Raw genomic sequence first — 25,115 nt, forward strand, 5'->3', positions numbered from 1 at the left:
CGCAAAGCTAGCTTGCGCGAAGCTGAGCTTCCCCTCGAAAGCCGGGACGCTCACTGCGCCTGCAGCCAGGAAGGCCGCCTGCCGTCGGCAATGCCCGTCGCGGCCGCCGCGACGCAGTCCTCGAGACTTCCGAAGTGGAAGCGCCGCCCGGTGAGTCCGGGACCGTAATGGGCGTATTTGCCGGAATTGGTCATGATCGTCCTCGCGTGCGGCGGGATGACCGGTTCGATGATCATGCACCAGCAGGTATCCGTGACGATCTGAACCCCGAAGCGTTCCAGCTCCGCCAGAATGCCGGCCTCGCGCGCCCGGTCGTAGGTAGCGCGCCCGCAGGTGACGACCAACGTCACGTCCTTGTGCTTCACGCGGCCCCGGCACAGAGCCGCGAGCGTCTCGCATTCGCGGACGGAGAAGTGCGGATTGCCGAGGGACACGAGATCGACCGACGCGTCCTGCGCGTTGTCGAGCTCGCTCCAGCTCCGGGCGAGGTCCTCGATGCCGACATCGAGGGCCGGAACGGCGGTCCCGCCGGTCGCTTCCTCGACGGTCGCGGCCTCGGGCGTCACGCCCACGATATGGAACATCGGCGCGCTCGACGTGGTCGCGAAGGCGGCCCCGAAGGCCTTCAGGTCGTCCTGCGAGGGCGACGCCTTTTCCAGCCCGACGATCACGGGAATCCGGTTCGCCGCCAGGAGCCCCACATGGTAGCCGATGAGCGGGTAGAACGAATCGTCGAGCCCCTCGAGCGCCGGAAGATCGATGCGCAGAGCGGCGCGGCGGCCGCTCTCCACATGGCATCCGGCCAGCGGCGCGCGGCCGGTGAGCGCGATGCAGATGTCCAGATAGTCGGGATATTTCATCGTGCGCGCGCCGAGCACGCTGTTGGCATAGACGACGGCATTGGATTCCGCCCAGACGATCTGCTCGCCTCGTGCCGGAGCGCTGTCGAGGAGATAGGGCGCGCACGTGAAGGTCGGTCTCGCGCCCATGTCCACATAGGCGTCGCCGAGCTGGCTCGCGGGTTCTCCGAAGGCGGGATCGATGCCCTGCGCCCGCCAGCGGCGATGATCGACCGAGATGGAATTGAGCGTCGTCGGCACGACGACCCTTCCGCCCCAGTCCCGCAGCCGCTGCGCGAACCGGAGCGAGCCCGGCCCCGTATAGATGCAGCCGTCGATATGGGCCTGGGTCACGTCGATCAGGCGGTCCGCCCCCTGCAGCTCCGCCATGCGCAGGACGATGTTCATCGCCACCTGCGCGGCCTTGCCGTGCGCGCCGTCCAGGAAGGCCCTGTCGGCTTGCGTCAGCTCCATGCGGGAGGCGGGAGGCGCGGCCGGCCCGCGATCGCCCGACAGGGCGCCGAGATCCTCGGGCCGCTCCGCGCATGCGACGCGGGCTCCGTCGACGCGCGCATGGCGCGCCGCCCTCACCCGGCGGAAATCCTTCGGGTCGAGGATGACGACGGGGATCGACTGCCCGAAGACCTCTTCGGCGATCACGACGCCCAGGGTCAGGATGTCGTCCGCCCGCTCGACCACCATGGCGGCGGGCCCCTTGCCGTTGAGGAGCAGTTCGAGGATCACGCCGCTGCCCGAGCAGGAGCCGCGCCCGCCCGGGATGGCGAGGATCTTTCCGGTGAGAATCCGGCCGCTCAAGGGGTGATGGCGATCGATCACCTCGCCGGTGACCGGATCGACACCTCCCCAGAAGCTCAGCTCCACATCGCTGGAGATGACCTCGCCCGCGGCCTCGCCACGAACAAAGGCGGTGCCCGAGAAGACGGCTTCGTTCATGGCGTTTCCTTATCGTCAGTGCGGCAGGAGAGCCTGCAGGTCGTCGTAGAGCGCCTTCGGGATGCGCACGCCGTTCGCCTTGCTGCGCTCCCGGGCCTCGTAGCGCCGCTGAGAGGGAAGGCGCGCGCCCTGGCCGACGATGGCGTCGAACATCTTTTCCGCGCGGGCCACGTGCTGTTCCGCGTCGGCTCCCAGGAACACCTTGGGATCGAAGGCCAGGATCAGCTCGCCATGGCAGGGGGCGGCGCCCACGCCCTCGTCGAAGGCCATGGATTCCGCGCTCGTCATGTCGCCGATCAGAGGACCGGCCATGAGCTCGATCATCGCCGACAGCGCCGAGCCCTTGTGGCCCCCGAAGGTGAGCATGGCGCCCGAAAGCGCCGCCGTCGCATCGGTGGTGGGATGCCCCTCGGCGTCGATGGCCCAGCCGGCGGGAATGGGCTTGCCCGCGCGCCGGTGCAGCTCGATCTCGCCGCGCGCGATGGCGCTGGTGGCGAAGTCGAACACGAAGGGCGGCCCGTCGGGGCGCGGCCAGGCGAAGGCGATCGGGTTCGTGCCGAACACGGGCTTCTTGCCGCCCGCCGGCGCGACCCAGCTGTGGCTCGGCGTCATGGCGAGCGCCACGAGCCCGTCCTGGCTGATCGCCTCGACCTCCGGCCAGAGGGCCGAGAAATGATAGCAGTTGTTGATCGCCAGGGCGGCAAGGCCCGTCCGGCGCGCCTTCTCGACGAGCAGCGGCCTGCCACGCTCGAAGGCGAGCGGCGAGAAGCCGAACCGGGCGTCGACGCGCACGATTGCGGGCGCATGATCCACGACGTCCGGCACGGCGTTCGGATCGACCTTGCCCTCCTTCACGGAGCGCACGCAGCCGAGCAGCCGGTACACGCCGTGGGAATGGCACTCGTCGCGCTGACCGGCATAGACGACGCCCGCGATGGCCTGCGCATGCTCGACGGACAGACCGCCCGCCTTCAGGACGTCGATGCTGAGACGCCGGACCTCGTCCAACGAAAGGGAAACTTCTTCGCTCATACCTTACCTTGCCTTACCTTGCCTTGTTCCATTCGGTTCCGTCGATTTTGCGAAAGCGGATGCCTCTTACATCTGCGGCCAGGTATCCGACAACCGATAGCCGGCCGGCCACGGATCTTCGGGATCGAGCATGTGCTGGTGGGTGCCCGTGATCCAGGCGCGTCCGGAGATCATCGGGATAATGCCGGGCCTGCCGCCCACCGTCACCTCGGCCTCGATGCGGCAGATGAACTCGGAGTCGATGATCGAGCGGCCGACGAAGCTGTCGCCGACCTTCAGGATGCCGCGCGCATGAAGCACCGCCATGCGGGCCGAGCAGCCCGTGCCGGTCGGCGAGCGGTCGATCTTGCCGGGGCGCACCACGACGGCGTTGGCCCCGTGCGCGACGCCGTCCCGATCGACGAGCGGCGCCGCGATCTGGCAGAAGGAAATGTGGTTCCAGCCCGGAAGCTCGGGATGCCGAAAGCCGATCTGCTCATTGGCCGCCCGGGTGATCTTCACGCCGATCTCCGCCAGGTCCTTGGCCTCGTCGGGGCGGATCGCGAAACCGAGCGCCTTCGCGTCCGCGATCACGAAGCTGTCGCCGCCATAGGCGGTGTCGACCGTGAGCGTGCCCACGCCTGCGACGTCGAGCTTCACGTCGAGCTTGTCGGCGAAGGAGGGCACGTTGCGGACCCGGATCCGCTCGGCCTTGCCGTTCCGGCATTCGGCTTCGACCTCGATCAGGCCGCCCGGCGGCTCGAGAACCATGCGGGTGATCGGCTCCTGCATGGGAACGATGCCGGTGTCGAGCAGAACGGTGGACACGCAGATGGAATTCGAGCCCGACATGGGCGGCGTATCGGCCGGCTCCATGATGATCCAGCCCATCTGGGCCCGGGGATCCTTCGGCGGCACGAGCAGGTTCACGTGCCGGAAGACGCCGCCGCGCGGTTCGTTGAGCACGAAATTGCGCAGCGTCTCGTCCTCGGCGATGAAGCGCGACTGCTCCCAGATCGTGTCGCCGGGCGGCGGCGCGACGCCGCCCACGATCACGTCGCCGACTTCCCCTTCCGCGTGGCAACTGACCACATGAACGACTTTCGACGTGCGCATTGAACTCTCCGGGTCAAAGGTGGAGTCTGGAACGGGGAGGCCGGCACGGAGCGCGCCGTCCCGCGCCCTCAAAGAACGGATTTCAGGAACTCGATCGTCTCGGGCTTCTGCGGGTGCCCGATCACCTCTTCGGGCGTGCCGATCTCGTGGATCAGGCCCTTGTGGAAGAAGGCGACCCGGTCGGAGACGTCGCGCGCGAAGCGGATCTCGTGGGTGACGAGGATCATGGTCATGCCCTCTTCGGAGAGCATCTTCAACGTGTCCAGCACCTCGCCGACGAGCTGCGGATCGAGCGCGGAGGTCACTTCGTCGAAGAGCATGTAGTCGGGCGACATGGCGAGCGCGCGCGCGATGGCCATGCGCTGCTGCTGGCCGCCGGAGAGCTTGGACGGGTACACCTTCAGCTTCTCGCCGAGGCCCACATGGGTGAGCTGCCTGACGGCGATCTCTTCCGCCTCCCGCTTGCTCTTGCCCAGAACCTTGCGGAGCGCGAGCATGACGTTTTCGAGGACGGTGAGGTGCGGAAAGGCGTTCCACTGCTGGAACACGATGCCGATCTTCTGGCGCAGCTTGTTGAGATCCGTGCCGCGCGCATGGACGTCGATGCCGTCGACGAGGATCTGCCCGCCCTGGATCGGCTCGAGGCCGTTGATGCACATGAGCATCGTGGACTTGCCCGAGCCCGAGCCCCCGATGACGGACAGCACCTCGCCCTTCTGAACCGTGAGGCTGACGCCCTTGAGCACCTCGAGGGCACCGAAGGATTTCCGAACGTCCTTTAACTCAATCATTTTCACGCCACCGCTTTTCGAGCCGCGCCCCGAGCCGGGCGATCGGGAAGCTCATGAGGAAATAGATCAGGCCTGCAATCGACAAAACAAAGAGCGGCTCCTGGATGCGCGTCACGATGATCTGGGACGACCGCAGCAGCTCGACGATGCCGATCCAGAGAACGAGCGCCGTATCCTTCATGACGCCGAGCGTGAGGCCGATCCAGCTCGGGAGCGCGACGCGCATGGCCATGGGAAAGACGATGCTCGTCAGATCCTGGGTGTAGGTCATGCCGAGCGAACGGGCTGCCCGGCGGGTCGTCGGCGGAACGGCCAGGATGCCGCCGCGCACGATTTCCGCGCAATAGGCCGCCGTATAGAGCGCGAGCACCACGCAACCGACCGTGAAGGCCGTCACGTTGAGCTTGAGGATGGACTTGAACGAATTGGCGAGCACGAACTGGATCAGGAGCGGCACCGAGCGGAGGATGTCCAGCACGAATCCGACCGGGATGTTCAGCCACCACGGCGCGGAGGCGCGAACGAGGCCGAAGAGCATCCCCAGGATGGTGCCGCCCAGGACGGCCCAGAAGGTGATGGCGAGCGTCGTTCCCGCGCCCTGAAGAAGAAAGAGGAAGTCGTTCCAGGTGAGGCTTGTCTCGAACATCGCCGTCTCCTCAGTACCGGAACAGGCGCCAGGCGAAGAGGCGCGACGAGAGGGTGATGAGCTTGGCCATGAGGTAATAGATGACGGCCGCGATGGCGAAGAACTCGAAGGTCCGGAAGGTGCGCACGTTCAGGTCCTGCGTGACGCCCGTGAGGTCCGTGTTGAGACCGACCGTGACGCCCAGCGACGTCATCAGGAGCGCCCAGACCATCTGGTTGGACATGGGATAGAAGACGATCCGGAACATCTGCGGCAGGACGATGAGGCGAAACGCCTGCGGCGCGCTCATGCCGAGGGAGCGCGCGGCGCGCGTCTGCGTGTCCGGGATGGCGCGAAGGCCGCCGCGGAAGGTCTCCGCGAGATAGCCCGCGTTGTTGAAGGCGATGCCGGCCAGAAGCGCCACGTAGGAATCGAGATGGATGCCGAAGGAGCCCAGACCGAAATACGTCATGTAGACCTGGAACAGGGCCGGCGTGTTGCGCGCGAGTTCAACCCAGCCGGTCGAGAAGCCGTAGAAGAGCTTGTTGTTCGACTGGCGGCCGAGCGCCAGGAACACGGCCAGGACGACGCCGATCACCATCGACAGCACGGCGATCTGGAGCGAGACCCATGCACCTGCCAGCATGTCTGGCAGAGCATTCAGAGCCGGGCGCCAGTGAAATGTATAATTCAACATAATGGGTGCGGTCCCAACAACTGCAGTGCGTCAAAGGGGCGGAGGCGCTGCATGGCCTCCGCCCCATCGACGGCTCATCAGCGATAGACGCCCTTGACGGTCAGGTCGGGGGCTTCGCCGCCGCCCACCCACTTGTCGTACAGCTCTTGATACCGCCCCGTGCGAACCTGCTGGTTCACGAAGAGGTTCAGGTAGTTGAGCAGGCCCTGCTCCTGGCGCAGGCCAATGAGGGCGACATAGTCGGTCACGTAAGGCGCATCACCCTTGACCACGAAGCCCTTGAACTTACCGGACTTCACCGTCGCCTGCGCCACCGTGTTGGTGACGACGGTGGCGTCGATCTGGCCCTGCTGCATGGCAAGGAACACGTCGGCCTGGGTCTGGTAGGGGCGGAACGAACCGGTGCCCCACTTCTTGACATCCTTCTCGAGCGCAATGGCCTCGAAGGTGCCGGAGGTCGAGCCGGTCTTCTTGCCCTTCAGGCTCTCGTAGGTGTCGATGCCCGTTCCTTCCTTCGTGAGAACGACCATTTTGAAGGCGAAATAGGGAATCGAGAAGCCGATCGTTTTGGCGCGCTCCAACGTATCGGAGGTCGAGGCGACGCCCACATCCGCGCGATCCGAGACGAGGGCCGGAATGCGGTCCGGGAACGGCGTTTCGACGATTTCGGCCTTCACCCCGAGGACCTTGGCGAGGTCGTTGCAGGTGTCCACGTCGAAGCCGATGGGCTGGTTCTTGTCGTCACGGGAGCCCATGGGCGGGAAGTCGAGCGTCACTGCACAGCGCAGCACGCCGGAGGCGATGATATCGTCGAGCTTGTCCGCCTTGGCCGGCATGGCGGCGATCATGCCGAGAAGAAGTGCGGCCGCAGTTGTCCTCAGTTTCATCGTTCGTCCTCTGATTGTTGCGTCTCCGGCCCGGCGGTCTCGCCCAAGGTCAGGTGTCGCAACATCCGCATATTGGATACAATTTGCAATATGAAATGTGTTTCACTACGCCTAATGTCTGAGCGCCCGTGCCCGGAGATCAGCCAAAAGAATGAGACAAGCATCCTGGAAGGCGCAGCCCTCCCGGCGCGCCGGAATCGGTCGCATGTGTCACGATATCGGACGTGTCTTCGAGTGCGTCCCGGCGAAGCGTAACGGCGTGCTTCGCCTTGAGGGTCACATCAGAAGCGCTGCGCCGAAAACGGCGTCAGGTCGATCGTCGCAGGCGATCCTTCCACGAGCTCCGCCACGAGACGGGATGTGATCGCGGCCTGCGTCAGCCCGTGATGACCGTGCCCGAAGGCATAGAGCACGCGCTTGTCCCGCGAAGCTTCACTGATCACAGGAAGAGAATCCGGAATCGACGGCCTGAAGCCCATCCAGCGCTTGGCCGGCTGCTCGGTATCCAGATGCGGCAGGAAGCGTTTGAGACGCGTGATCATGGCGGCGGTGCGCTCATGATTGGGCGGCGCCTGCGTGCCCGCGAACTCGACGGCCCCGCCCACCCGGTCGCCCGTATCGAGCGTCGAGGCGACGAAGCCTTCGCCTTCGAACATGACGGGACGATTGAGACCGAACGCGCCCCTCGCGTAGGTGGCGTTGTAGCCGCGCTCGGTATCGAGCGGGATATGATCGCCCAGCTGCCTGGCGAGCTGACGGGACCAGACGCCGGCACAGATCAGCACGCGGTCCGCCGCCACGATCTGCACCGCCGCGTCCGTGTGGACGTGAACGGCGTCGTCCGTGGGCCGGATGGCGAGGGCCTTGCCCTCGACGCGCGCGGCGCCGCGCCCGACCGCAAGCCGCAGCAGGTCGGCGGCAAGAAGCGCGGGATCGGACACGTGACAGGATGCCGAATAGAGCACCCCCGCTTCGACATGGTGAAGGACAGGCTCGAGATCGGCGAGCTCGCGCGGCCCGAGGACCTCGAGCGGAATGCCGAAATCCTTCTGCCGGTCGATGATGTCCTGAGCCTGCAGGAAGTGGTTGCGGTCGCGCCAGACCGACAGGATGCCCTTCTCGCGCAGATGCTGGTCCAGCCCGAGCGACGAGAGGCGCTCTCTCCAGGCCGGCAGGGCCTGCGCGTTGATCGAGCGAATGGCCGCAATGCTGGATTTGATGCGGGCCGGAGACGAGGCCAGCACGAACCGCACCAGCCAGGGCGTCAGGGCGGGAAGATAGGACGGCCTGATGGTGAGCGGGCCGAGCGGATCCATCATCCAGCGGGGGAGGTTTCGCCACGCCTTGGGCGAGGCCAGCGGCATCACGTCCATGTCGGCGATCCAGCCCGCATTGCCGTCCGTCGGCCGCTGCGGATTGTTTCCCGGATCGATGAGGGTGACCTGGTGACCTTTGTCGAGAAGCGCATGGGCGGCCGCAAGGCCGACGATACCCGCACCAACGATCGCAATCCGCATCATGAAACCTGTTGTAGAAAAACCCTCATGGACAGGGGCGAGCCGTTTGGGGCCGCCCCTGGCAAGCCCTGTCCGGTCTAGGCGGAACGGCTCTGGTCGACGACCTGGAAGCCGTTCGCGAACGGATCGCGGTCGTCGATGAAGATGGTGTTGAATCCGGTGACCCGCGCCCAGCCTTCGATCGACGGGATGATCGCATCGCGGTCGCCCACCTTGGCGCGGCCTTCGATGCGGCCGGTGAAGGTGGAGCCGATGATGCTCTCGTGCACGAAGGCGTCGCCCTCCTTCAAAGCGCCGCGCGCGGCAAGATGCGCCATGCGGGCGGATGTTCCCGTGCCGCAGGGCGAACGGTCGATCGCCTTGTCGCCGTAGAACACGGCGTTGCGAGCCGTGCCGCCCGGCGTCTGAGCTTTGCCGGTCCACAGAACGTGGGTCAGGCGATCGATGGCCGGGTTCTCGGGATGCGCGATCCTGTAGCGCGCGTTGAAGGCCTCGCGCAGCTTCGGGCTCCAGCGCAGGATGTCGGACGGATTCACGTCGGCGAGGTCCGCATAGAGCGGCTGCTTCTCGACGATGGCATAGAAGTTGCCGCCATAGGCCACGTCGACCGTGAGAGTCCCGAGCCCCTCGACCTCGACCTCGTAGCCGGTGCCGTAGAGGAACGAGGGGATGTTGGTGATGCGCACGCTCTCGATGAAGGGCCCGTTCTGCTCGTAGCGGGCCTCGACGACGCCGGCCGGGGTATCGAGGCGGAGGAGCCCGGGGGTCTTCGGGTGAATCAGCCCGTTCTCGAGCGCGATGGTCACCGTGCCGATGGTGCCATGGCCGCACATGGGCAGGCAGCCGGAGGTCTCGATGAAGAGAATGCCGACATCGCAATCGGGGCGCGTGGGCGGATAGAGGATCGAGCCCGACATCATGTCGTGGCCGCGCGGCTCGAACATGAGGCCCGTGCGGATCCAGTCGTACTCCGCCAGGAAATGCTGGCGCCTCTCGAACATGGTCTCCCCGTTGAGCCGGGGGATGCTGCCGCCGCCGACCACGCGGACCGGGTTGCCGCAGGTATGCCCGTCGATGCAGAAAAAGGTGTGACGCGCCATGGCTTTTCGCTCTTGGGTTCGAACTCTTGGGTTCGAACTCTTGGGTTCGAACTTCTGTCGTGAAGGGTCAAAAAATGAGGCGGAGGAGACCTTCGTCTCCTCCGCCTTCATCGTATCAGGCCGCGGGCTTCAATCCCACATCGGGAAGCGCCGGGCGGTTCTTCAGCGCCTTGTCCATGATCGCCTCGACATAGGCGCGATCCTGGTCGCCCAGGGCCAGGCGCGGCGGACGGGTGAGCGCGGAGCCGCGGCCCATGATCTCCTCGCAGAGCTTGATGCACTGCACGAGATCCGGGCGGGCATCGAGGTGCAGGAGCGGCATGAACCACTCGTAGAGGGCGCGGGCCTCATCGTAGCGGGCGGCCTTCGCGAGGCGGAACAGGGTCTCGCCCTCCTGCGGGAAGGCGTTCGACATGCCGGAGATCCAGCCCGCCGCGCCGAGCATGACGCTCTCGACCACCACGTCGTCGAGGCCGGCGAACATCACGAAGCGGTCGCCCACCATGTTCTTCACGTCCGTGAAGCGGCGGGTATCGCCGGACGAATCCTTGAAACACACGATGGTCTCGCAATCGGTGAGCGAGGCCAGGATCTCGGGCGTCACGTCGTTCTTGTAGATCGGCGGGTTGTTGTAGACCATCACCGGCAGGTCGGTCGCCTTGGAGACGCCGCGGAAATGCGCGGCCGTCTCGTGCGGCTTCGAGGAATAGACGAGAGCGGGCATCACCATGACGCCGTCGAGCCCGACGCGCGCGGCCTCCCTGGCGACCTCGGACGCGAAGGCCGTCGTGAACTCGGCGATGCCGGCGATCACCGGCACCCGGCCGCGGGAGACGCCCTTCGCGGCTTCCATGATGGCGATCTTTTCGGAGCGCGACAGGGACGTGTTCTCGCCGACGGTGCCGCAGACGATCAGGCCGGAGACGCCGTCACGGATCAGGCCCTCCATGACCTTGGCGGTTGCTTCGATGTCCAGGTCGTAATTCGACTTGAACTGGGTGGTCACTGCGGGAAAGACGCCTTCCCAGCCGATTTTCTTCGCCATTGTGCTCCAAGCTCCTGCGATGAGGCGTTGAATTTGGTCAATGTAGATTGTATAAAATCGCCGATGTCAAGCCGGAGTCTCTAGCTCTTTCGCCAAAGAGCAATAAGATCCCGTTCCCTCTTCTTTGTTACAGAACCGTCAGTTGCCATGCCGCCTTCCAGACCCGCTCAGAAATCCCTTCAGCACAGGACCATCTCCTCGGCCGTCGCCGAGGAGCTGCGCCGCCGCATCGTGGACGGGGAATTCGGCGCGGGCTTCCAGCTCCGCCAGGACGCCCTGGCGGCGGAGTTCGGCGTCAGCCGCATTCCGGTCCGGGAGGCCCTGATGCAGCTCGAGGCGGAGGGGCTGGTGAAGATCCATCCCCATCGGGGCGCCATCGTCTCGGAGCTGTCCACCGAGGAGATCGACGAACTCTTCGAGCTGAGGGCCTGGCTCGAACCGCGTCTGCTCAAGGCCTCGGCCCCGCATTTGATGGAAGCCGACTACACCCGCCTGAACGAGATTTTGCAGGAATACAGCTCGGAACTGCGGGCCATGCATATCGGTCGCTGGGGCGAACTGAACACCGAGTTCCACATGGTGCTCTATCAGCATGCGAAGCAGCCGCGCTCGCTCGCCATCATCGCGAACCTTCTCCAGGAGAGCGACCGGCACACGCGCCTCCAGCTCTCGCTGACGCAGGGCATGGAGCGCGCCGCCGCCGAACATGCCGAAATTCTCAAGCTATGCACGCAAGGCAAGATCGGCGCGGCCTGCACGCTCCTGAAGAAGCATATCGAGGGCGCGGGACATTCCCTGCGCAGCTACCTCGAACAGCACCAGAAGGTCAGTGCGAGGAGATAGGCTATTCTCCCGTGTCGAGAATGACCTGAAAGCCGCCGAAGATCAGCCGCTTCGTGTCGAAGGGCATGTCCTTTTCGGCGAGGCGGGGATCGCTCCGGAGGGTTTTGTAGGCCTCGTCGCGCGCCTCCTTGGACGGCCACACGATCCAGGAGAAGACGACGTTCTCGCCGTCCTGGGCTTTCACCGCTCCCTTGAAATCGGTGAGCGTGCCGTCGGGCAGATCGTCGCCCCAGCACTCCACGATGCGGACCGCGCCGTATTCCTTGAAGACCGGCGCGGCCTTCGCGGCCGCCTCCCGATAGGCCTCCCGGTTTTCGGACGGCACGGGAATGAGGAAGCCGTCGACATAGCTCATGGCGCGTTCCTCCAATCACGCCGCGTCCGGGATCGAGCGGCCTTCGGCCAGGGCGGCGAGCTGGCCCGCGACGATGCCCCATCCTTCGTTAAAGCCCATGGCCTCGTGCTGCTTGAGCGTCTCCTCGTTCCAGTGGCGGACGCGCGCCGTGTAGCGGGTGCCCGCGCCTTCCGGGTCGAAGGTGACGATCACCACCATGAACGGATTCTGCGGAATCCATCCGGCCCTGAAAGCGTCGGTGAACACGAGCTTGCGGTTCGGAACGACCTCCAGGAACACGCCCTCCTGACGCGGAAGATCGGCGCCGTCGGGGGCCCGCATGGCCATCAGGCCGCGTCCGCCGGGACGCAGATCCAGATGAACCTCCGGCGTCGTGTAGGGACGCGGCGCCCACCATTCGGCAGTGCGCTCGGTCCAGACGCGATAGACGGTTTCGGGCGGCGCCTCGATCAGGCGCGTGATCGACAGCTCATGGGTGGCGGTCTCGTTCGTCATGGGTCGTCCCTCCGCTGCGGCTGCGCGCTCTTAGGCGTTCGCCATATCGGCCATGGCGGCCTTGGCCGCTTCGAGATCCATCCACATCACTTCCCAGATGTGGCCGTCCGGGTCCTCGAAGCTTCGGCCGTACATGAAGCCGTGATCCTGCTTCGGGCCGGGATCGGCGCGTCCGCCGGCAACCGCGGCTTTCGCGACGACGTCGTCGACTTCCTCGCGGCTGCCGGCGGACAGGCAGATCAGGACCTCTGTCGTCTCGCGGGCATCGGCGATCTTTTTCGGTGTGAACTGTCGGAACTTGTCGTGGGTCAGCAGCATCGCGTGAATAGTCTCGGAGAGGACCATGCAGCTGGCGGTGTGATCGCTGAACTGCGGGTTCTTGACGGCTCCGATGGCCTGATAGAACGCATCGGCCCGATCGAGGTCTGCGACCGGGAGGTTCACGAAAATGAGTTTCGACATGGCGTTTCCCCTTTGTGGTTTTGACATTGATTCCAGATAAAGTTATAAATTGCAACTATGAAGTTAGAAAAAATAACTAACAATCCGGAAACACGGCCGCGCCGCCACTACGAGGACGCCTGCGCGGCGGCCCATGCCCTCGACCTCGTGGGAGAGCGCTGGGCCCTGCTGGTCATGCGCGAACTGATGCTCGGACCGAAACGGTTCGGCGATCTGCGCGAGAGCCTGCCGGGCATCAGCGCGAACGTGCTGACCCAGCGGCTCGAAGGGCTGGAGGCCGCCGGCGTCCTCGTCCGACGCAAGCTGCCGCCGCCCGCCTCCGTCCAGGTCTATGAGCTCACCGAGTGGGGTTACGAGAGCGAGCCCATCTTCCAGGCGCTCGGCCGTTGGGCCGCCCGCTCGCCCCTGCACGACCCGACCCTGCCCTTCAGCGCCGCCTCCCTGATCCTGTCGCTGCGGACGATGCTGGATCCGACGAAAGCCGAGGGCCTCGATGCGCGAATCGGCTTTCGCCTGAGCGACGCCGAAACCTTCCTGGCGCATCTCGCCGGCGGACGGATCGAGATCGTGCGCGGGCCCTTGGACGGCGCGGACGTGATCTTTTCCGGAGCGCCTCCGGTGATGGCGGGCGCCATCTATGGCGGCCAGCCGATGGCCGCGCTGGAAAGCGCAGGCGTGCTGAAGGTGGAGGGCGACAGGGCCCTGGCCGAGCGGTTCCTCGGCCTGTTTCCGCTGCCGCCCAAAACGTCTCTTCGGACCTGAGAGCGCATCGTTTGAGCGGAAAACCGGGTCCACTTTTCGCTCGCGCGGCCCGCCGGGTCCGCACGATGCGCTAGGAGGGCACGTTCCACGCTCAGGACGGACGCTCGCGCGTCCTAAGGGCGCGAAACTCTTCCGCATCCATGACGCCGCGCCGGTTGTTGCAGGCCTGGCAGGCGAGCACGAGATTGGCGGGAGTGAGCGGCCCGCCCACGGAGCGCGGCACCACGTGATCGAGCGTCGCGAGAGCGGGCGAGCGGCTCAAGCCCTTCGCCAGACGGTGGGTTTCGACGCCGCAATAGACGCAGCGGCCGCCGTCACGGGCGAAAATCGTCTCGAACAGCCTGATGCGTTGCGCAGCTTTCATGGATGGGAACCAGGGAGGGATCGGGTGGTTGCTCTTGGCACGGCACAGAACTTGGCACGGAACAGAACTTGGCACGGAACAGGACCCGGCACGGAGCAGGAGATCAAGCCATGGTAGACACCCGCCGCAGGAACCGGAACCCCTATAACGACGACAACCGCTATGGCGACGTTCCGACCGGCGCCGTCGGCTTTCGCAGGGAGGGCCGGGACTATCCGGGCGGCTATGGCAGCGATGCTGACGAGTTTTACGGCGGCGTGGTCGATGACGGCCATGGCGGACCTCGCGACGACGAAGGATTTGCGCCCGCCTACAGCCGCTACCATTCGGGTCTCGGCGCTCTCGGAGATCGCGACCCGAACGATCCGGATCTGCGCGGCGGGCGCGACATGGGTCGTGACATGGGTCGTGACGTGGGTCGTGACATGTCCGGTCCGCACCGCGGACGCGGCCCGAAGGGTTACAGGCGCTCCGACGAGCGCATTCACGAGGACGTGTGCGAACGCCTGATGGAGGACCGATTCATCGATGCCTCGAACGTCGAGGTGACGGTCAAGGACGGCGAGGTGACGCTCTCCGGCACCGTAGCGAGCCGCGGCCTCAAGTATCGCGCCGAGGATCTCGCCGAGCTCGCCTCGGGCGTGCGGCATGTGCAGAACAACCTGCGCGCGCAAAGCATCGCGTCATGACCTTGCGGTCTTTGCCGGAAGAGCGTGGCGGTCCTTCCTGATGGAGCGCGCGGCGATCCGCTGTCTCGGCCGGGTCTTTTTGAAGCCGAAAAACCGGGAGCATGCGCCTCGGGCCGAAAGCATTTCTCTTTAGACGAATTCCCTTGGCCGCAGCCTTGCTTTAGCAAGCAAAGGTCTCAGGACCTTGGGACAGGCGCTTCCGTCCGCTCTTCGGTGATCTGCTCATGTTCGGTATCTCGGTTTTCGATCTGGCCTGGCTGGTGGTGGCGCTGCTTGCCGCCGGTGCCCTCACCGGGCTTCTGGCGGGCGTGTTCGGCGTCGGCGGCGGCGCCGTCGTGGTGCCGATTCTCTACGAGCTGTTCCGGATCCTGGCGGTGCCCGACGAGGTGCGCATGCCGCTCTGCGTCGGCACCTCGCTCGCGATCATCATCCCGACCTCGATCCGCTCCTTCAACGCACACCGCGCCAAGGGCGCGGTCGACATGTCGATCCTCAAGGTCTGGGCCGTGCCGGTCGTGGTGGGCGTCGTGCTCGGCAGCGTCATCGCACGCTATGCGCCCGCCGACCTGTTCAAGGGCGTGTTCGTGGTGGTGGCGGGCTTTTCGGCGATCCGGCTGCTCTTCGGCAAGGACACCTGGCGGCTCGGCCTCGACATGCCGGACCGGCCCGTCATGGTGGCCTATGGCGGCCTCATCGGCGTGCTCTCCGCCCTCATGGGGATCGGTGGCGGCCAGCTCTCGAACCTGTTCATGACCTTCTATAACCGGCCCATTCACCAGGCGGTGGCGACCTCCTCGGGGCTGGGCATCCTGATCTCGATCCCCGGGGCGATCGGCTACATCTATGCGGGCTGGCCGCACATGGCCGAATACCCGGACGTCGCAGCGTTCCAGCCGCCGCTGGCGCTGGGCTATGTCTCGCTGCTCGGCCTGCTGCTGTTCATTCCCACCAGCGCCTGGATGGCGCCGGTCGGCGCGCGGCTCGCTCACCGCCTCTCCAAGCGCCGGCTCGAACTCGCCTTCGGCATCTTTCTCGTGCTCGTCTGCGCCCGCTTCGCCGCAAGCCTCATCGCTTAAGGCACCTCGGGAGGCGGCGTCGGGTGGATGACCGGCTTGTCCGGTTCCGGCGGCTGCTCCGGAATGGACGAGGGAACTCTTGGCGCGTCCGGCGGCACGGGGGTTTCGGACGGCGTCGGCATGCCTGGAACCGGCTCCGTCGGCGGCGGTTTCGGATAGAATTCATCGGGCTGCGGGCGGTTGCTGGCAATCGCGGTCAAGGAAGCCTTCTCCTTATCGTTTCACCGGACAACCGTCCGGGAAGACGAAAAGTTCGGCAGGGCGGCCGTTCACCGCTCCTTGACCGAACACCGAACCGCCTGCGCGCGACGGCTTGACCTCACCGGCATTTGCCGTCAGGACGGACTCCCGATCACGCACACACGGTGTCGAACCATGCGCTTTCCGAAATCGCTCAGCCTTGCCACGCTGTTTCTCGCTGGTGCGGGGGTGGGTTCGGCTCAGGCGGCGGATCCGTTCTTCACCCTCCTGCCCGAAAGCCCCTCGGGCTGGATCGTGACGCTCAAAGCCAATCTGCAGGCGCAGCCCACCTTTCCCGGCGCGGACGATCTGAGCTTCATCGGCTATCCGTCCTTGAGCCTGCGCCGCGCGGGAACGGTGGAGCGCTTCAGTGCTCCCGACGATGGATTGAGCTTCTCCGTCCTCGACGCCTCGGCGCTGCGCTTCGGCGTCGTCGGCCGCTTCGTCGGGGGACGATACCTGCAGGACGACAGGCGGCTTGTCGGCCTCGACAAGATCAACTGGGCCATCGAACCGGGACTTTTCGTGGAGTACTGGCCCGTCGATTTCCTGCGCGCCCGCGCCGAGCTTCGCCACGGCATCAACGGGCATGACGGCTTCGTGGCCGATCTGGGCCTCGATCTGGTGCAGACCTTCGGGGCCTTCACGGTTTCGGCCGGCCCGCGACTGTCGCTGGGCGACGGGGAGTTCACGCGCACCTATTTCGGCGTGACGCCCGAGGAGGCGGCGCTCAACGGACAGGTCTGGGCCTATCGCCCGTCCGGCGGCCTCACGTCCGTCGGAGCGATCGCGAGCGCGTCCTACACCTGGTCGGAGCAATGGGCCACGACGGCTTTCGTGTCCTACAAGCGCCTGGTGGGCGATGCGGCGGACAGCCCGATCGTTCAGGAATTCGGCTCCGAGAACCAGATCGGTCTCGGCCTCACCATCTCCTATTCCTTCGCCGTGGGTCGGTGAGGGTGAAACGCGCCGCGCCCGAAGTGGTCTTCGGGCGCCGCACTTCTTGATTTTACGCCGCGAGATGAGCCGACGGCGCCTCGCCGCGATAGATGCAGCCTTCCGACGAGCCCGGCATGCCGCGCTTGAGCTCGACTTCCTCGAGGTTCGGGAAACGCTCCTTCACCTTGCGCCAGATATACGTCGTGATGTTCTCGAGCGAGGCGAGGCCGATCTCGTCCTGCTTGAGATCGAGGTTGGCATGGTCGAGGCCCGTGCCGTGATCGCCCTTCAGTTCCTTGATGTAGTTCTCGACATCATAGAGATTGACCGGCCAGCCATAGACCTCGTCGATCGGGCCGCCGAAGGTCAGCCGCGCGATGAACGTGTGGCCGTGCAGCCCGGAATAGGGATGCACCGAATGGGCGGCTTCGAACGTGAATTCGCAGTAGGTCTTCATGCGTCTTCCTCTGGCTTGTGATGGAATTGACCGCCGGCGTCAGGCGACTTCCGCTTTTCGCCGCTTCGTCGCGAGCATGTGGACGAGTTCGGAGGCGGGCTTGGGCCGTCCGAAGTAATATCCTTGCACTTCGGTGCATCCGGCCGCCGTGATCTGAAGGAACTGGTCCTCCGTCTCGACGCCCTCGGCGACGGTCGACATGCCGAGGCTTGCGCCCAGCCCCGCGATCGAGCGTACGATCGCCAGGCAATCCGCCCGGGAGGAGAGCTCGCGCACGAAGCTCTGGTCGATCTTGATCTTGTCGAACGGGAAGCTGCGCAGATAGCTCAGCGAGGAATAGCCCGTGCCGAAATCGTCCATGGCGATGCGCACGCCCATGCGGCGCAGCTGATGCAAGGTCGCGACGGTCAGTTCGTTGTCCTGCAGAAGAACGGACTCGGTGACCTCCAGCTCCAGGCGATCCGGCGCCAGGCCGGAGCGGGTGAGCGCGCGGCTCACGCTCTGGACCAGGGTCTTGTTGCGGAACTGCACGGGCGAGAGGTTCACCGCGACCTTGATCCCTCTCGGCCATCCGGTGGCCACGATGCAGGCCTGCTCCAGAACCCAGTCGCCCAGGGGCGAGATCAGCCCGATATCCTCGGCGACCGGGATGAATTCGGCAGGCGAGATCATGCCGCGCTCGGGGTGCTGCCAGCGCAGCAGCGCCTCGTAGCCTCCGATCTCGTTCGCCCGCACATTGACCTGCGGTTGGAAATACAGCTCGAACTCGCGGTTGACGAGAGCCTTGCGCAGGTCGGTTTCGAGCAGGCGGCGGGCCTGCAGCTCCGCATCCATCTCGGGCTCGAAGAAGCGATAGGTCGCCCGTCCGTCGGCCTTGGCGCGGTAGAGCGCGAGGTCCGCCTGCTTGAGCAGCTGATCGGGCGAGAGGTTGTCCTCGGAGGCGACCGCGATGCCGATGCTGGTGCCGATGACGATTTCCTGGCCCTCGAGATCGTAAGGCATGCTCACCGCTTCGACGATGCGCGTGGCGAGAGCCGCGCAATCCTGCTGATCGTCGATGGCGAGCTGCAGGATCGCGAACTCGTCGCCGCCGAGGCGCGCGACCACGTCCTGCGGACGGATGCAGCTGCGCAGCCTCTCGGCCACCAGCTTGAGCAGAGCGTCGCCGGTCTCGTGGCCGAGGGAATCGTTCACGTCCTTGAAGCGATCGAGGTCGAGGCAGAGCACCGCCATCTTCAGCCGCTCGCGCCCGGTTTCGGTGAGGGCGTGTTCGAGCTGCTGGCGGAAGAGCACACGGTTGGCGAGATCGGTGAGCGCATCATGATGAGCCATGTAGGCGATCTGCGATTCCGCCTGCCGGCGCTCCGTGATGTCCTCGTAGGTCGCGACCCAGCCGCCATTGGACATGGGCTGATGGGAGATGGCGAAGGTCTGCCCGTCGGGCTCCTCGTGGATGAAGCCGAACTGCTGCCTCTTGCGCATGAGCTCCTGCTGTTCGGCCACGATGCCGCGCAAGGGGCTCGCTTCCTCGCAATCCTGCGCCTCCGCCTGGCCGATCAGATGGCCGAGCGTGACGCCGGGCTGCACGGTCCTGTCGATGCCGAAAAGTTCCGCGAAACGCGCGTTGAAAACGATGATGCGGTCGGAGCCGTCCACCATGCACAGGCCGTGGGACATGTTGTTGAGCGCCGCATCGAAGCGCTCGTTCTGCATCCTGAGCTCGTGCTCCTGGGCCTGGAGCGCCTCGTTGCGAAGCTGCAGCTCCTCGTAGGCGCTGCTGAGAGCCTTGTTGGTCCTCTCCAGTTTCGCCGAGATGTTCTCGAAATTGTCGGCGTAAAGCCGCAGCTCGTTGTGCGCCCGCTCCAAGAGCCGGTTGTGCCATCCCAGCAGGGCCAGCAGGAACAAACCGAAGACGATCAGGCCGGCCGCAAGACTGGAGAACATCCAGTGCAGGCGGATCAGTTCGTGCTGATCCTGCTCGGCGCGCTGTCCGCCGTAATGATTGGCCGCGGCCGCGAGGCCCGCGAGCTTGATCTCCAGCGGTTCCAGCACCTTCAGGGCTGCCATCGCGGCGCCCGGCCCGTTCAGATGATCGATGGAGGGCTGGATTGCCTTCAGGGCCTTGTCCAGCTCCTGGGCCACGGCGAGCCATTCGGGCGCGGAATAGAGGAATTCCTTGAAATCGCCCGCGAAGAGCAGGTTCGTTCGGCTGACGATGATGTCGTATCGAAGCGAGACCTCGTCCTGAGTGACCGTCGGATCATGGGCCGCGAAGGCGCTCAGGCGCTGTTCCAGCCGCGTGAACTCGTGCACGGCCTGAGCGGCGTGCCAGGGCGTGTTGTAGCGCGCGACGTGCTTGAGGACGTCCTGGCGCTCGACGATGAGAATCGAGATGTAGGCTGCGGACACGATGAAGCCGGCAATGACGACGGCAAGCACCAGTTTGAGCGTGCGCAGCGACAATCGAAATTCTCCGGAGCGCCCAGGGTGGCGCTACTTCACGACGATCTTGGAGACCTGCCACACCGAGCGGCCGTAATAGGTCTGGTGCTGCAAATCGGGATCGGAATCGAAGGGATAGATGATGAAGATAGGGCCCTTGTCGCGGACGGACATGTACTCGCCGTTCACTTTGAGGGCGAAAAGAACCTTGTACTTCCTGACGTCCGCGACGGGGATGTCGCTGCTGTAGTCGTTGAGGGCGATCACCATGAGATGCTCGCCCGAGGCGCCGAGCCGGTCCAGGATCTTCGCGATCGGGATCCCCTCGAATTTCGTCGGCCCGGAATACCACGGAGTCGAGGTCGTGAAGGTTTCCAGGCCCATGGCCTCCAGCATGGGCCGGTCGAACTCCGCCGTATCGCCCTTGTTGGTGACTTTGATCTTACCGGAAATGGTGAGAATGGGTTTTTCCGTGGGCGTCGGAAGCGGTGCGGCTTCCGCCACTGTGGCCCCAAACCATGCCGAGAGCGCGACGAGCGCACATAAGAAAAGAGCTCTCGCTTTGAACTTAGACATCATCAGCCCCATCATAGTGCTCAGTAAATACACGCTTATATGGGGTGTGGTAAAACTTTATTTATCGGGACGGACGAGACCTTCGTACACACCCAACTATGTAACACATTCGTTCTTGCATTTGAGCTTCTCGCCCGATGTCGTCTCAGTCATCACTTCCTCTCGGTCAAGGGCAGGATTGACCGCGATTTCGAACCGCCTCGCCTCTTCGGCAAGGCGGTTCGAATCGCGGATTTGCAAGGCCTTCAGGCGCTCAACGGCTTCAGGCCCGCCTCGATCTCGGCACGCCGCGGCTCCAGGAAGGGCGGCAGGGCGAGGCTTTCGCCGAGCGTCTCCATGGGCTCGTCCGTGGCGAAGCCGGGACCGTCGGTGGCGATCTCGAACAGAATGCCGTTGGGCTCGCGGAAATAGAGGCTGCGGAAATAATAGCGGTCCACCGGACCGCTCGACGGCGCCCGCAGACTCTGCAGCCGCTCCCAGCATTCCTGATAGGTCTGCTCGTTCGGGGTGCGGAACGCCACATGGTGCACGCCGCCGGCCCCCGGCTGCGCGAACGGCAGATCGGGCTCCACGGCCATGTGCAATTCCGCGGCAGGCCCGCCCTCGCCCATCTCGAACACATGGACGGGCGTGTCGCCGATGCGATACTCGCGGGCCGCCCGCATGTCCATGGCGGCGGTCAGCACGAGGGCCGTGCGCTCGGGCTTCGGAACGCTGATGGTGATGGGGCCGAGGCCCCGGATCTGGTATTCCGCCGGGATGGGGCTGCGCTCCCACGGATGCGCCTCGCCCTGCCCGCCGTCATCGATGAGGCTCAGGCGCTGGCCTTCGAAATCCTCGAAATCGAGAACGAGCCGGCCGTCGCGCTCGGCGACCGGCCGATGCGCGATATCGAGGGAGGTCAGGCGATCCTTCCACCATTGCAGCGCCTGCTCGCCGTTCACGCGAAGGCCCGTGCGCGTGATGCTGTGGGTGCCGCGCTGCTCGCGCACCACCGGCCAGTCGAAGAAGGTGATGTCGGTGCCGGGCGTGGCCTTACCGTCCGCATAGAAGAGGTGATAAGCGCTCACGTCGTCCTGGTTCACGGTCTTCTTCACGAGCCGCATGCCGAGCGCCTGGGTGTAGAAGGCGTGGTTGCCGGACGCGTCGGCCGTGACGGCGGTGAGATGGTGAATTCCGGTCAGTTTCATGGGAATGCTCCATGGATGTCGACCGGAAGATAGGGCCGGGACGTCAGGATCGCGACCCTGCCGCGCGCCAAGAGGACCTTGCTGAAATGCAAAAACCCGGCTCATTTCAAGCCGAGTCCCTTGCAGCTGTGAAAGGACGAGCGTCAGGCGGCCTTGGCGCGCAGATCGTCCGGCGTCACTTCCGGCGGGATCGGGCAGAGATAGGCCCTTCCGCCCGTGCGCTCCTTCAGCTCCGCCTTGGCGCGGGCGATGATGTCGGGATTGCGCAGGCAATCGGCCGCCGTGGTGGCCATGGCCTTGGCGGCGAGCACCATGCCCTTGTGGGCTGCGGGCAGGTTGCCCTGGGCGACGAGCTGCCAGGTGTGGAACGGGGTTCCGATGGCGAAACAGGCCGCATGGCACTGCACGGTCGGGACGATCCAGCTCACGTCGCCGACATCCGTGGTGCCCATCTGGACCACCTCCCGGGTCGGCATGGAGAGCAGGCCGTCGTGCAGCACCTCCGTGGCGAGCGAGCGATCGTGCGGGGTGACGCTCGCGAGGATCTCCTCCTTCGTGAGCGCCTTCTTCTGCAGCTCGCCCGCGAAGGCATAATCCGCCTCGTCGAAGCCCGGGCCGCCGAGGCGCTTCATGTTCTCGTACATGACCTCCTGCAGCACCTTGTTGGGCACGACGTTCGAGGTCGCATCCGTGATCTGCACGGTGAAGGACGTCTCCGTCATCAGGGACGCGCCTTCCGCGATCTTCTTCACGCGCTCGAACAGACGCTCCGCGTCCGGCAGATGCGGCGAGCGCACGAGATAGAGGGATTCCGCATAGGCCTGCACCACGTTGGGCGCGTCGCCGCCCGTGTTGGTGATGGCGTAATGCACGCGCGCGTCGGAGGGCATGTGCTCGCGCATGTAGTTCACGCCCACGTTCATGAGTTCCACCGCGTCGAGCGCGCTGCGGCCCACATGGGGAGCGGCCGCCGCATGGGCCGCGCGGCCTGTGAAGCGGAAATAGGCCTGGATGCAGGCGAGCGACGAGGTGGTCTGCACTTCGTTGACCACGCTCGGATGCCAGCAGAAGGCGGCGTCGAGATCGTCGAACAGGCCCTCGCGCGCCATGAAGGTCTTGCCGGAGCCGCTCTCCTCCGCCGGACAGCCGTAATAGCGCACCGTGCCGGCGATGCCCTCCGCCTCCAGCGCGTCCTTGAGCGCCACCGCGGCCAGCGCCGAACCGGAACCGAGGAGGTTGTGCCCGCAGCCGTGCCCCGGCGTGCCCTTCGCGGTCGGCCGGTGCTCGGTCAGGCCCGACACCTGAGCGAGGTCGGGCAGCGCATCGAACTCGCCAAGGATGCCCACGATGGGGCCGCCTTTGCCGTATTCGGCCACGAAGGCGGTGGCCATGCCGCCCACTTTCTTCGTGATCCGGAAGCCCTCGCGCTCCAGCATGGCGATCTGTTCGGCGACCGAGCGATGCTCCTCGAAAGCGAGTTCCGGCATCGCCCAGATGCGGTCGCTCAGGGCGCAGTAATCGGCGGCCTTCGCGTTCACGCGACGGACGATTTCATTAAGGCTCAAGGGATCGTTCTGCATGGCGGGATTGTCTCTTCAAATGGTGCGTGGCGGGCAAACTATCTCCGGTTTGCCCAATGGGAAAGGGCCGGGCGACTCAGGAGTCCATGCCGTTCATGCGCGCCTCGGCGGCGCGGGCGTGGTCGATGCCGTATTCGTAGACGGTCCTGACGATGACGTCGCCGGGACGGATGCGGGACTGCGGGCGAAAGATCGCGCCCCAGCTGGTTCCCATCGCCCTGATGTGCCGGTGCGCGGCCAACCCCGCCACTCTATAGCCCGGCCAATCCGCCTTCACCCCGTCGCGAACAGGTCGCGGGTGTCCGGCGCGGCGACCGGCTCCTCGAAGGCGTTCGGATCGCCCGGACCGGTCTCCCAGCCCAGATCCGGCAGAGCGATGATGCGGAGCCCGCGCGGGTCGTTGCGGGTCACGACGATGTTGCGGCTTTCCATATAGGCGATGAGACGGCGCGCACGACCGGGCGAACGGCTGCCGCAGGCGCGGGCGATCTCGCCGTCCGGCGGGCACGCGGAGCTTTCCATCGCGGCACGGGCGAGCAGCAGATAAACGCCCTGAATGTCCTCTTCCAGCGCGCCCGCGAAGGCGACCGCGCGGTCCCATTCGGTGCCGTCGGCCGTAGCCGTATCGACGCCCGCGCGGGCGACCGCCAGGCGGCGGCGGAAAGTGTTGAGGTTCAAGGGCTCTCCGGAAATGCGGCGGATGCGGCAGCGCACGAGGAAGTCCTGATAGAGCACGGCCACGGACCGGAAGGCGGCCTCGGGGTCGTCCAGGATCTCGCGCAGGATCGCATCGAGGGTCGCCTCGCGCTCGGCCTTCGTCTCCGCCGTGACCTCCTCGGCCTGGGGCTCCGGCGCGGCCGCCGCGCGGGTGCGGGCGAGTTGGGCCAGGAGATCGTTGGTGGAGGGCGCCGGCGGCGGAGGCGGGGTGCGGCGCGGCAGGACCGGGCGGGCGGCCATCTCGTCCTCGCCGGCCTTGAAGATGAGGTCGCGCGCATCCTCCCTCTGCTGCTCGGGCAGCGGCATCAGCTTGAAGGAGCCCGAGCGGGCGGCGGTCTCCACCTCGCCGATGCGGATCGGCAGCGGGCGGCGCGAGAGCGCGGGGCCGAGCGCCACGAAATGGCCGCGCTCGAGATCGCGGAACATCTCGGCCTGGCGGCGCTCCATGCCCAGAAGGTCGGCGGCGCGCGCCATGTCGATATCGAGGAAGGTGCGGCCCATGAGGAAGTTCGAGGCTTCCGCCGCCACGTTCTTGGCGAGTTTCGCCAGGCGCTGGGTGGCGATGATGCCTGCAAGCCCGCGCTTGCGGCCGCGGCACATGAGGTTGGTCATGGCCCCGAGCGAGACCTTTCTGGCCTCGTCCGACACCTCGCCCGCGGCGGCCGGGGCGAAGAGCTGCGCCTCGTCCACGACCACGAGCATCGGATACCAGAAGTCGCGCTCCGCATCGAAAAGACCGCCCAGGAAGGCGGCGGCGCAGCGCATCTGCGCCTCGGCGTCGAGGCCCTCCAGGCTCAGGACCACCGAGACCCGGTGCTGGCGCACCCGGGCGGCGATGCGCTGGATGTCGCCCTCGCTGCGGGAGGCGTCCACCACCACATGGCCGAACCTGTCGGCGAGCGTGACGAAATCGCCCTCGGGGTCGATGACGGCCTGCTGGACGAGGGATGCGCTCTGCTCGAGAAGGCGGCGCAGGAGGTGGGATTTGCCGGACCCGGAATTGCCCTGGACGAGCAGACGCGTCGCCAGAAGCTCTTCCAGATCGAGCTGGGCCCTTTGTCCTCCGGGGGTGGAGGAAACCGCCCCCATGTCGATGCCGACCTTCATCAGCCTCCCTCTTCCATGTTCGAAATTCGTTCCGGTCCTAGAGCATCGGACCCGAAAGGGGAATGCCCTTCAGGCCCGATCCGCTAACACGGCAGGGCTCGTGAATGTGCCCAGGGTGGCGGGTTCCTCCACAGGCAAGCCCCGCTATCCCCAGGCATGACGCCGCAGGTTTGACGGAAACCGGCCACGTTTCGGGCCACGACCAAGGCCAAGCTGCGATTCCCGCACAAGCTCCGGAG

Annotated in this window: 27 protein-coding genes; 5 read left to right on the forward strand and 22 right to left on the reverse strand. The window is 65.7% G+C overall.

From position 1 onward, the window contains the following. Nucleotides 1-50 precede the first annotated feature (50 nt). From RE429_RS00280 to RE429_RS00325, 10 genes are all read right to left on the reverse strand, one after another. Nucleotides 51-1,793, reverse strand: coding sequence for an aconitase X (locus RE429_RS00280; RefSeq protein ID WP_414472420.1), 1,743 nt, complete (start codon nt 1,791-1,793; stop codon nt 51-53). A gap of 15 nt (nt 1,794-1,808) precedes the next feature. Beyond that, nucleotides 1,809-2,825 carry an Ldh family oxidoreductase gene (locus RE429_RS00285; RefSeq protein WP_414472421.1) on the reverse strand — a complete coding sequence of 339 codons (1,017 nt, stop codon included), beginning with the start codon at nt 2,823-2,825 and terminating at the stop codon, nt 1,809-1,811. A gap of 66 nt (nt 2,826-2,891) precedes the next feature. Next, nucleotides 2,892-3,920 carry a trans-3-hydroxy-L-proline dehydratase gene (locus tag RE429_RS00290; protein ID WP_414472422.1) on the reverse strand — a complete coding sequence of 343 codons (1,029 nt, stop codon included), beginning with the start codon at nt 3,918-3,920 and terminating at the stop codon, nt 2,892-2,894. Nucleotides 3,921-3,988: 68 nt separating this feature from the next. Then, on the reverse strand, nt 3,989-4,711 hold the full coding sequence (locus RE429_RS00295) for an amino acid ABC transporter ATP-binding protein (protein ID WP_414472423.1): 723 nt from the start codon (nt 4,709-4,711) through the stop codon (nt 3,989-3,991). Then, nucleotides 4,704-5,357, reverse strand: a complete 654-nt coding sequence (locus RE429_RS00300; RefSeq protein WP_414472424.1) for an amino acid ABC transporter permease — start codon at nt 5,355-5,357, stop codon at nt 4,704-4,706. The genes RE429_RS00295 and RE429_RS00300 overlap by 8 nt, the downstream gene beginning before the upstream one ends. A gap of 10 nt (nt 5,358-5,367) precedes the next feature. Further along, complete coding sequence (locus RE429_RS00305; protein ID WP_414472425.1) at nt 5,368-6,033, reverse strand: amino acid ABC transporter permease; 666 nt, start codon at nt 6,031-6,033, stop codon at nt 5,368-5,370. Nucleotides 6,034-6,110: 77 nt separating this feature from the next. After that, nucleotides 6,111-6,920 carry a transporter substrate-binding domain-containing protein gene (locus RE429_RS00310; RefSeq protein WP_414472426.1) on the reverse strand — a complete coding sequence of 270 codons (810 nt, stop codon included), beginning with the start codon at nt 6,918-6,920 and terminating at the stop codon, nt 6,111-6,113. A 281-nt stretch (nt 6,921-7,201) separates the two neighbouring features. Further along, on the reverse strand, nt 7,202-8,440 hold the full coding sequence (locus tag RE429_RS00315) for an NAD(P)/FAD-dependent oxidoreductase (protein WP_414472427.1): 1,239 nt from the start codon (nt 8,438-8,440) through the stop codon (nt 7,202-7,204). Between the two features lie 74 nt (nt 8,441-8,514). Beyond that, nucleotides 8,515-9,537, reverse strand: a complete 1,023-nt coding sequence (locus tag RE429_RS00320; RefSeq protein ID WP_414472428.1) for a 4-hydroxyproline epimerase — start codon at nt 9,535-9,537, stop codon at nt 8,515-8,517. Between the two features lie 115 nt (nt 9,538-9,652). Next, the gene (locus RE429_RS00325; protein ID WP_414472429.1) at nt 9,653-10,582 is read right to left on the reverse strand and encodes a dihydrodipicolinate synthase family protein; all 930 of its coding nucleotides are present in this window, start codon (nt 10,580-10,582) and stop codon (nt 9,653-9,655) included. 147 nt (nt 10,583-10,729) lie between these two features. Between RE429_RS00325 and RE429_RS00330 the strand changes: the two genes are divergently transcribed. Beyond that, complete coding sequence (locus tag RE429_RS00330; RefSeq protein ID WP_414472430.1) at nt 10,730-11,425, forward strand: GntR family transcriptional regulator; 696 nt, start codon at nt 10,730-10,732, stop codon at nt 11,423-11,425. A 1-nt stretch (nt 11,426) separates the two neighbouring features. Here the strand turns inward: RE429_RS00330 and RE429_RS00335 are convergent, their stop codons facing one another. Genes RE429_RS00335 through RE429_RS00345 form a run of 3 tightly spaced genes read right to left on the reverse strand, consistent with a single transcriptional unit; the run spans nt 11,427 to nt 12,737 of the window. Then, nucleotides 11,427-11,780: a DUF1428 domain-containing protein gene (locus RE429_RS00335; protein ID WP_414472431.1), complete on the reverse strand. Its 354-nt coding sequence runs from the start codon at nt 11,778-11,780 to the stop codon at nt 11,427-11,429. Nucleotides 11,781-11,795: 15 nt separating this feature from the next. Continuing rightward, a complete protein-coding gene (locus RE429_RS00340; RefSeq protein ID WP_414472432.1) occupies nt 11,796-12,275 on the reverse strand; it encodes an SRPBCC family protein in 480 nt (159 codons plus the stop codon). A 30-nt stretch (nt 12,276-12,305) separates the two neighbouring features. Next, entirely contained in the window at nt 12,306-12,737 is a 432-nt protein-coding gene (locus RE429_RS00345) for a VOC family protein (RefSeq protein ID WP_414472433.1), read from the reverse strand. A 57-nt stretch (nt 12,738-12,794) separates the two neighbouring features. On the opposite strand from RE429_RS00345, the gene RE429_RS00350 reads away from it, so the two are divergent. Further along, nucleotides 12,795-13,499 carry a winged helix-turn-helix transcriptional regulator gene (locus tag RE429_RS00350; protein ID WP_414472434.1) on the forward strand — a complete coding sequence of 235 codons (705 nt, stop codon included), beginning with the start codon at nt 12,795-12,797 and terminating at the stop codon, nt 13,497-13,499. A 91-nt stretch (nt 13,500-13,590) separates the two neighbouring features. Here the strand turns inward: RE429_RS00350 and RE429_RS00355 are convergent, their stop codons facing one another. After that, nucleotides 13,591-13,863, reverse strand: coding sequence for an HNH endonuclease (locus RE429_RS00355; RefSeq protein ID WP_414472435.1), 273 nt, complete (start codon nt 13,861-13,863; stop codon nt 13,591-13,593). A gap of 110 nt (nt 13,864-13,973) precedes the next feature. Here RE429_RS00355 and RE429_RS00360 point away from each other — a divergent pair, with 110 nt between their 5' ends. Both RE429_RS00360 and RE429_RS00365 read left to right on the forward strand, forming a co-directional pair. Continuing rightward, nucleotides 13,974-14,552 (forward strand): BON domain-containing protein, encoded by a 579-nt coding sequence (locus RE429_RS00360; protein ID WP_414472436.1) that lies wholly within the window; start codon nt 13,974-13,976, stop codon nt 14,550-14,552. A 224-nt stretch (nt 14,553-14,776) separates the two neighbouring features. After that, a complete protein-coding gene (locus tag RE429_RS00365) occupies nt 14,777-15,628 on the forward strand; it encodes a sulfite exporter TauE/SafE family protein (RefSeq protein ID WP_414472437.1) in 852 nt (283 codons plus the stop codon). On the opposite strand, the gene RE429_RS00370 is transcribed toward RE429_RS00365, so the two are convergent. Then, a complete protein-coding gene (locus RE429_RS00370) occupies nt 15,625-15,828 on the reverse strand; it encodes a hypothetical protein (protein WP_414472438.1) in 204 nt (67 codons plus the stop codon). The genes RE429_RS00365 and RE429_RS00370 overlap by 4 nt on opposite strands. 175 nt (nt 15,829-16,003) lie before the next feature. Here RE429_RS00370 and RE429_RS00375 point away from each other — a divergent pair, with 175 nt between their 5' ends. Next, the gene (locus RE429_RS00375; RefSeq protein ID WP_414472439.1) at nt 16,004-16,825 is read left to right on the forward strand and encodes a MipA/OmpV family protein; all 822 of its coding nucleotides are present in this window, start codon (nt 16,004-16,006) and stop codon (nt 16,823-16,825) included. A 52-nt stretch (nt 16,826-16,877) separates the two neighbouring features. On the opposite strand, the gene RE429_RS00380 is transcribed toward RE429_RS00375, so the two are convergent. The 7 genes from RE429_RS00380 to RE429_RS00410 all read right to left on the reverse strand — a co-directional run bounded on the left by RE429_RS00380 (nt 16,878) and on the right by RE429_RS00410 (nt 24,876). Then, on the reverse strand, nt 16,878-17,264 hold the full coding sequence (locus RE429_RS00380) for a 6-pyruvoyl trahydropterin synthase family protein (RefSeq protein WP_414472440.1): 387 nt from the start codon (nt 17,262-17,264) through the stop codon (nt 16,878-16,880). A 39-nt stretch (nt 17,265-17,303) separates the two neighbouring features. Then, entirely contained in the window at nt 17,304-19,727 is a 2,424-nt protein-coding gene (locus RE429_RS00385) for a putative bifunctional diguanylate cyclase/phosphodiesterase (RefSeq protein WP_414472441.1), read from the reverse strand. Between the two features lie 30 nt (nt 19,728-19,757). Next, nucleotides 19,758-20,285 carry a molybdopterin-dependent oxidoreductase gene (locus RE429_RS00390; protein WP_414472442.1) on the reverse strand — a complete coding sequence of 176 codons (528 nt, stop codon included), beginning with the start codon at nt 20,283-20,285 and terminating at the stop codon, nt 19,758-19,760. A 242-nt stretch (nt 20,286-20,527) separates the two neighbouring features. Beyond that, complete coding sequence (locus tag RE429_RS00395; RefSeq protein WP_414472443.1) at nt 20,528-21,472, reverse strand: ring-cleaving dioxygenase; 945 nt, start codon at nt 21,470-21,472, stop codon at nt 20,528-20,530. A gap of 143 nt (nt 21,473-21,615) precedes the next feature. Next, nucleotides 21,616-23,052: a M20 family metallopeptidase gene (locus RE429_RS00400; protein ID WP_414472444.1), complete on the reverse strand. Its 1,437-nt coding sequence runs from the start codon at nt 23,050-23,052 to the stop codon at nt 21,616-21,618. 76 nt (nt 23,053-23,128) lie between these two features. Then, nucleotides 23,129-23,302 carry a hypothetical protein gene (locus tag RE429_RS00405; RefSeq protein ID WP_414472445.1) on the reverse strand — a complete coding sequence of 58 codons (174 nt, stop codon included), beginning with the start codon at nt 23,300-23,302 and terminating at the stop codon, nt 23,129-23,131. A gap of 23 nt (nt 23,303-23,325) precedes the next feature. Next, a complete protein-coding gene (locus RE429_RS00410; protein WP_414472446.1) occupies nt 23,326-24,876 on the reverse strand; it encodes a helicase HerA domain-containing protein in 1,551 nt (516 codons plus the stop codon). Nucleotides 24,877-25,115 lie beyond the last annotated feature (239 nt).

Origin of the sequence: Microvirga sp. M2 (genome assembly GCF_047497095.1) — a bacterium.
GTDB lineage: Bacteria > Pseudomonadota > Alphaproteobacteria > Rhizobiales > Beijerinckiaceae > Microvirga.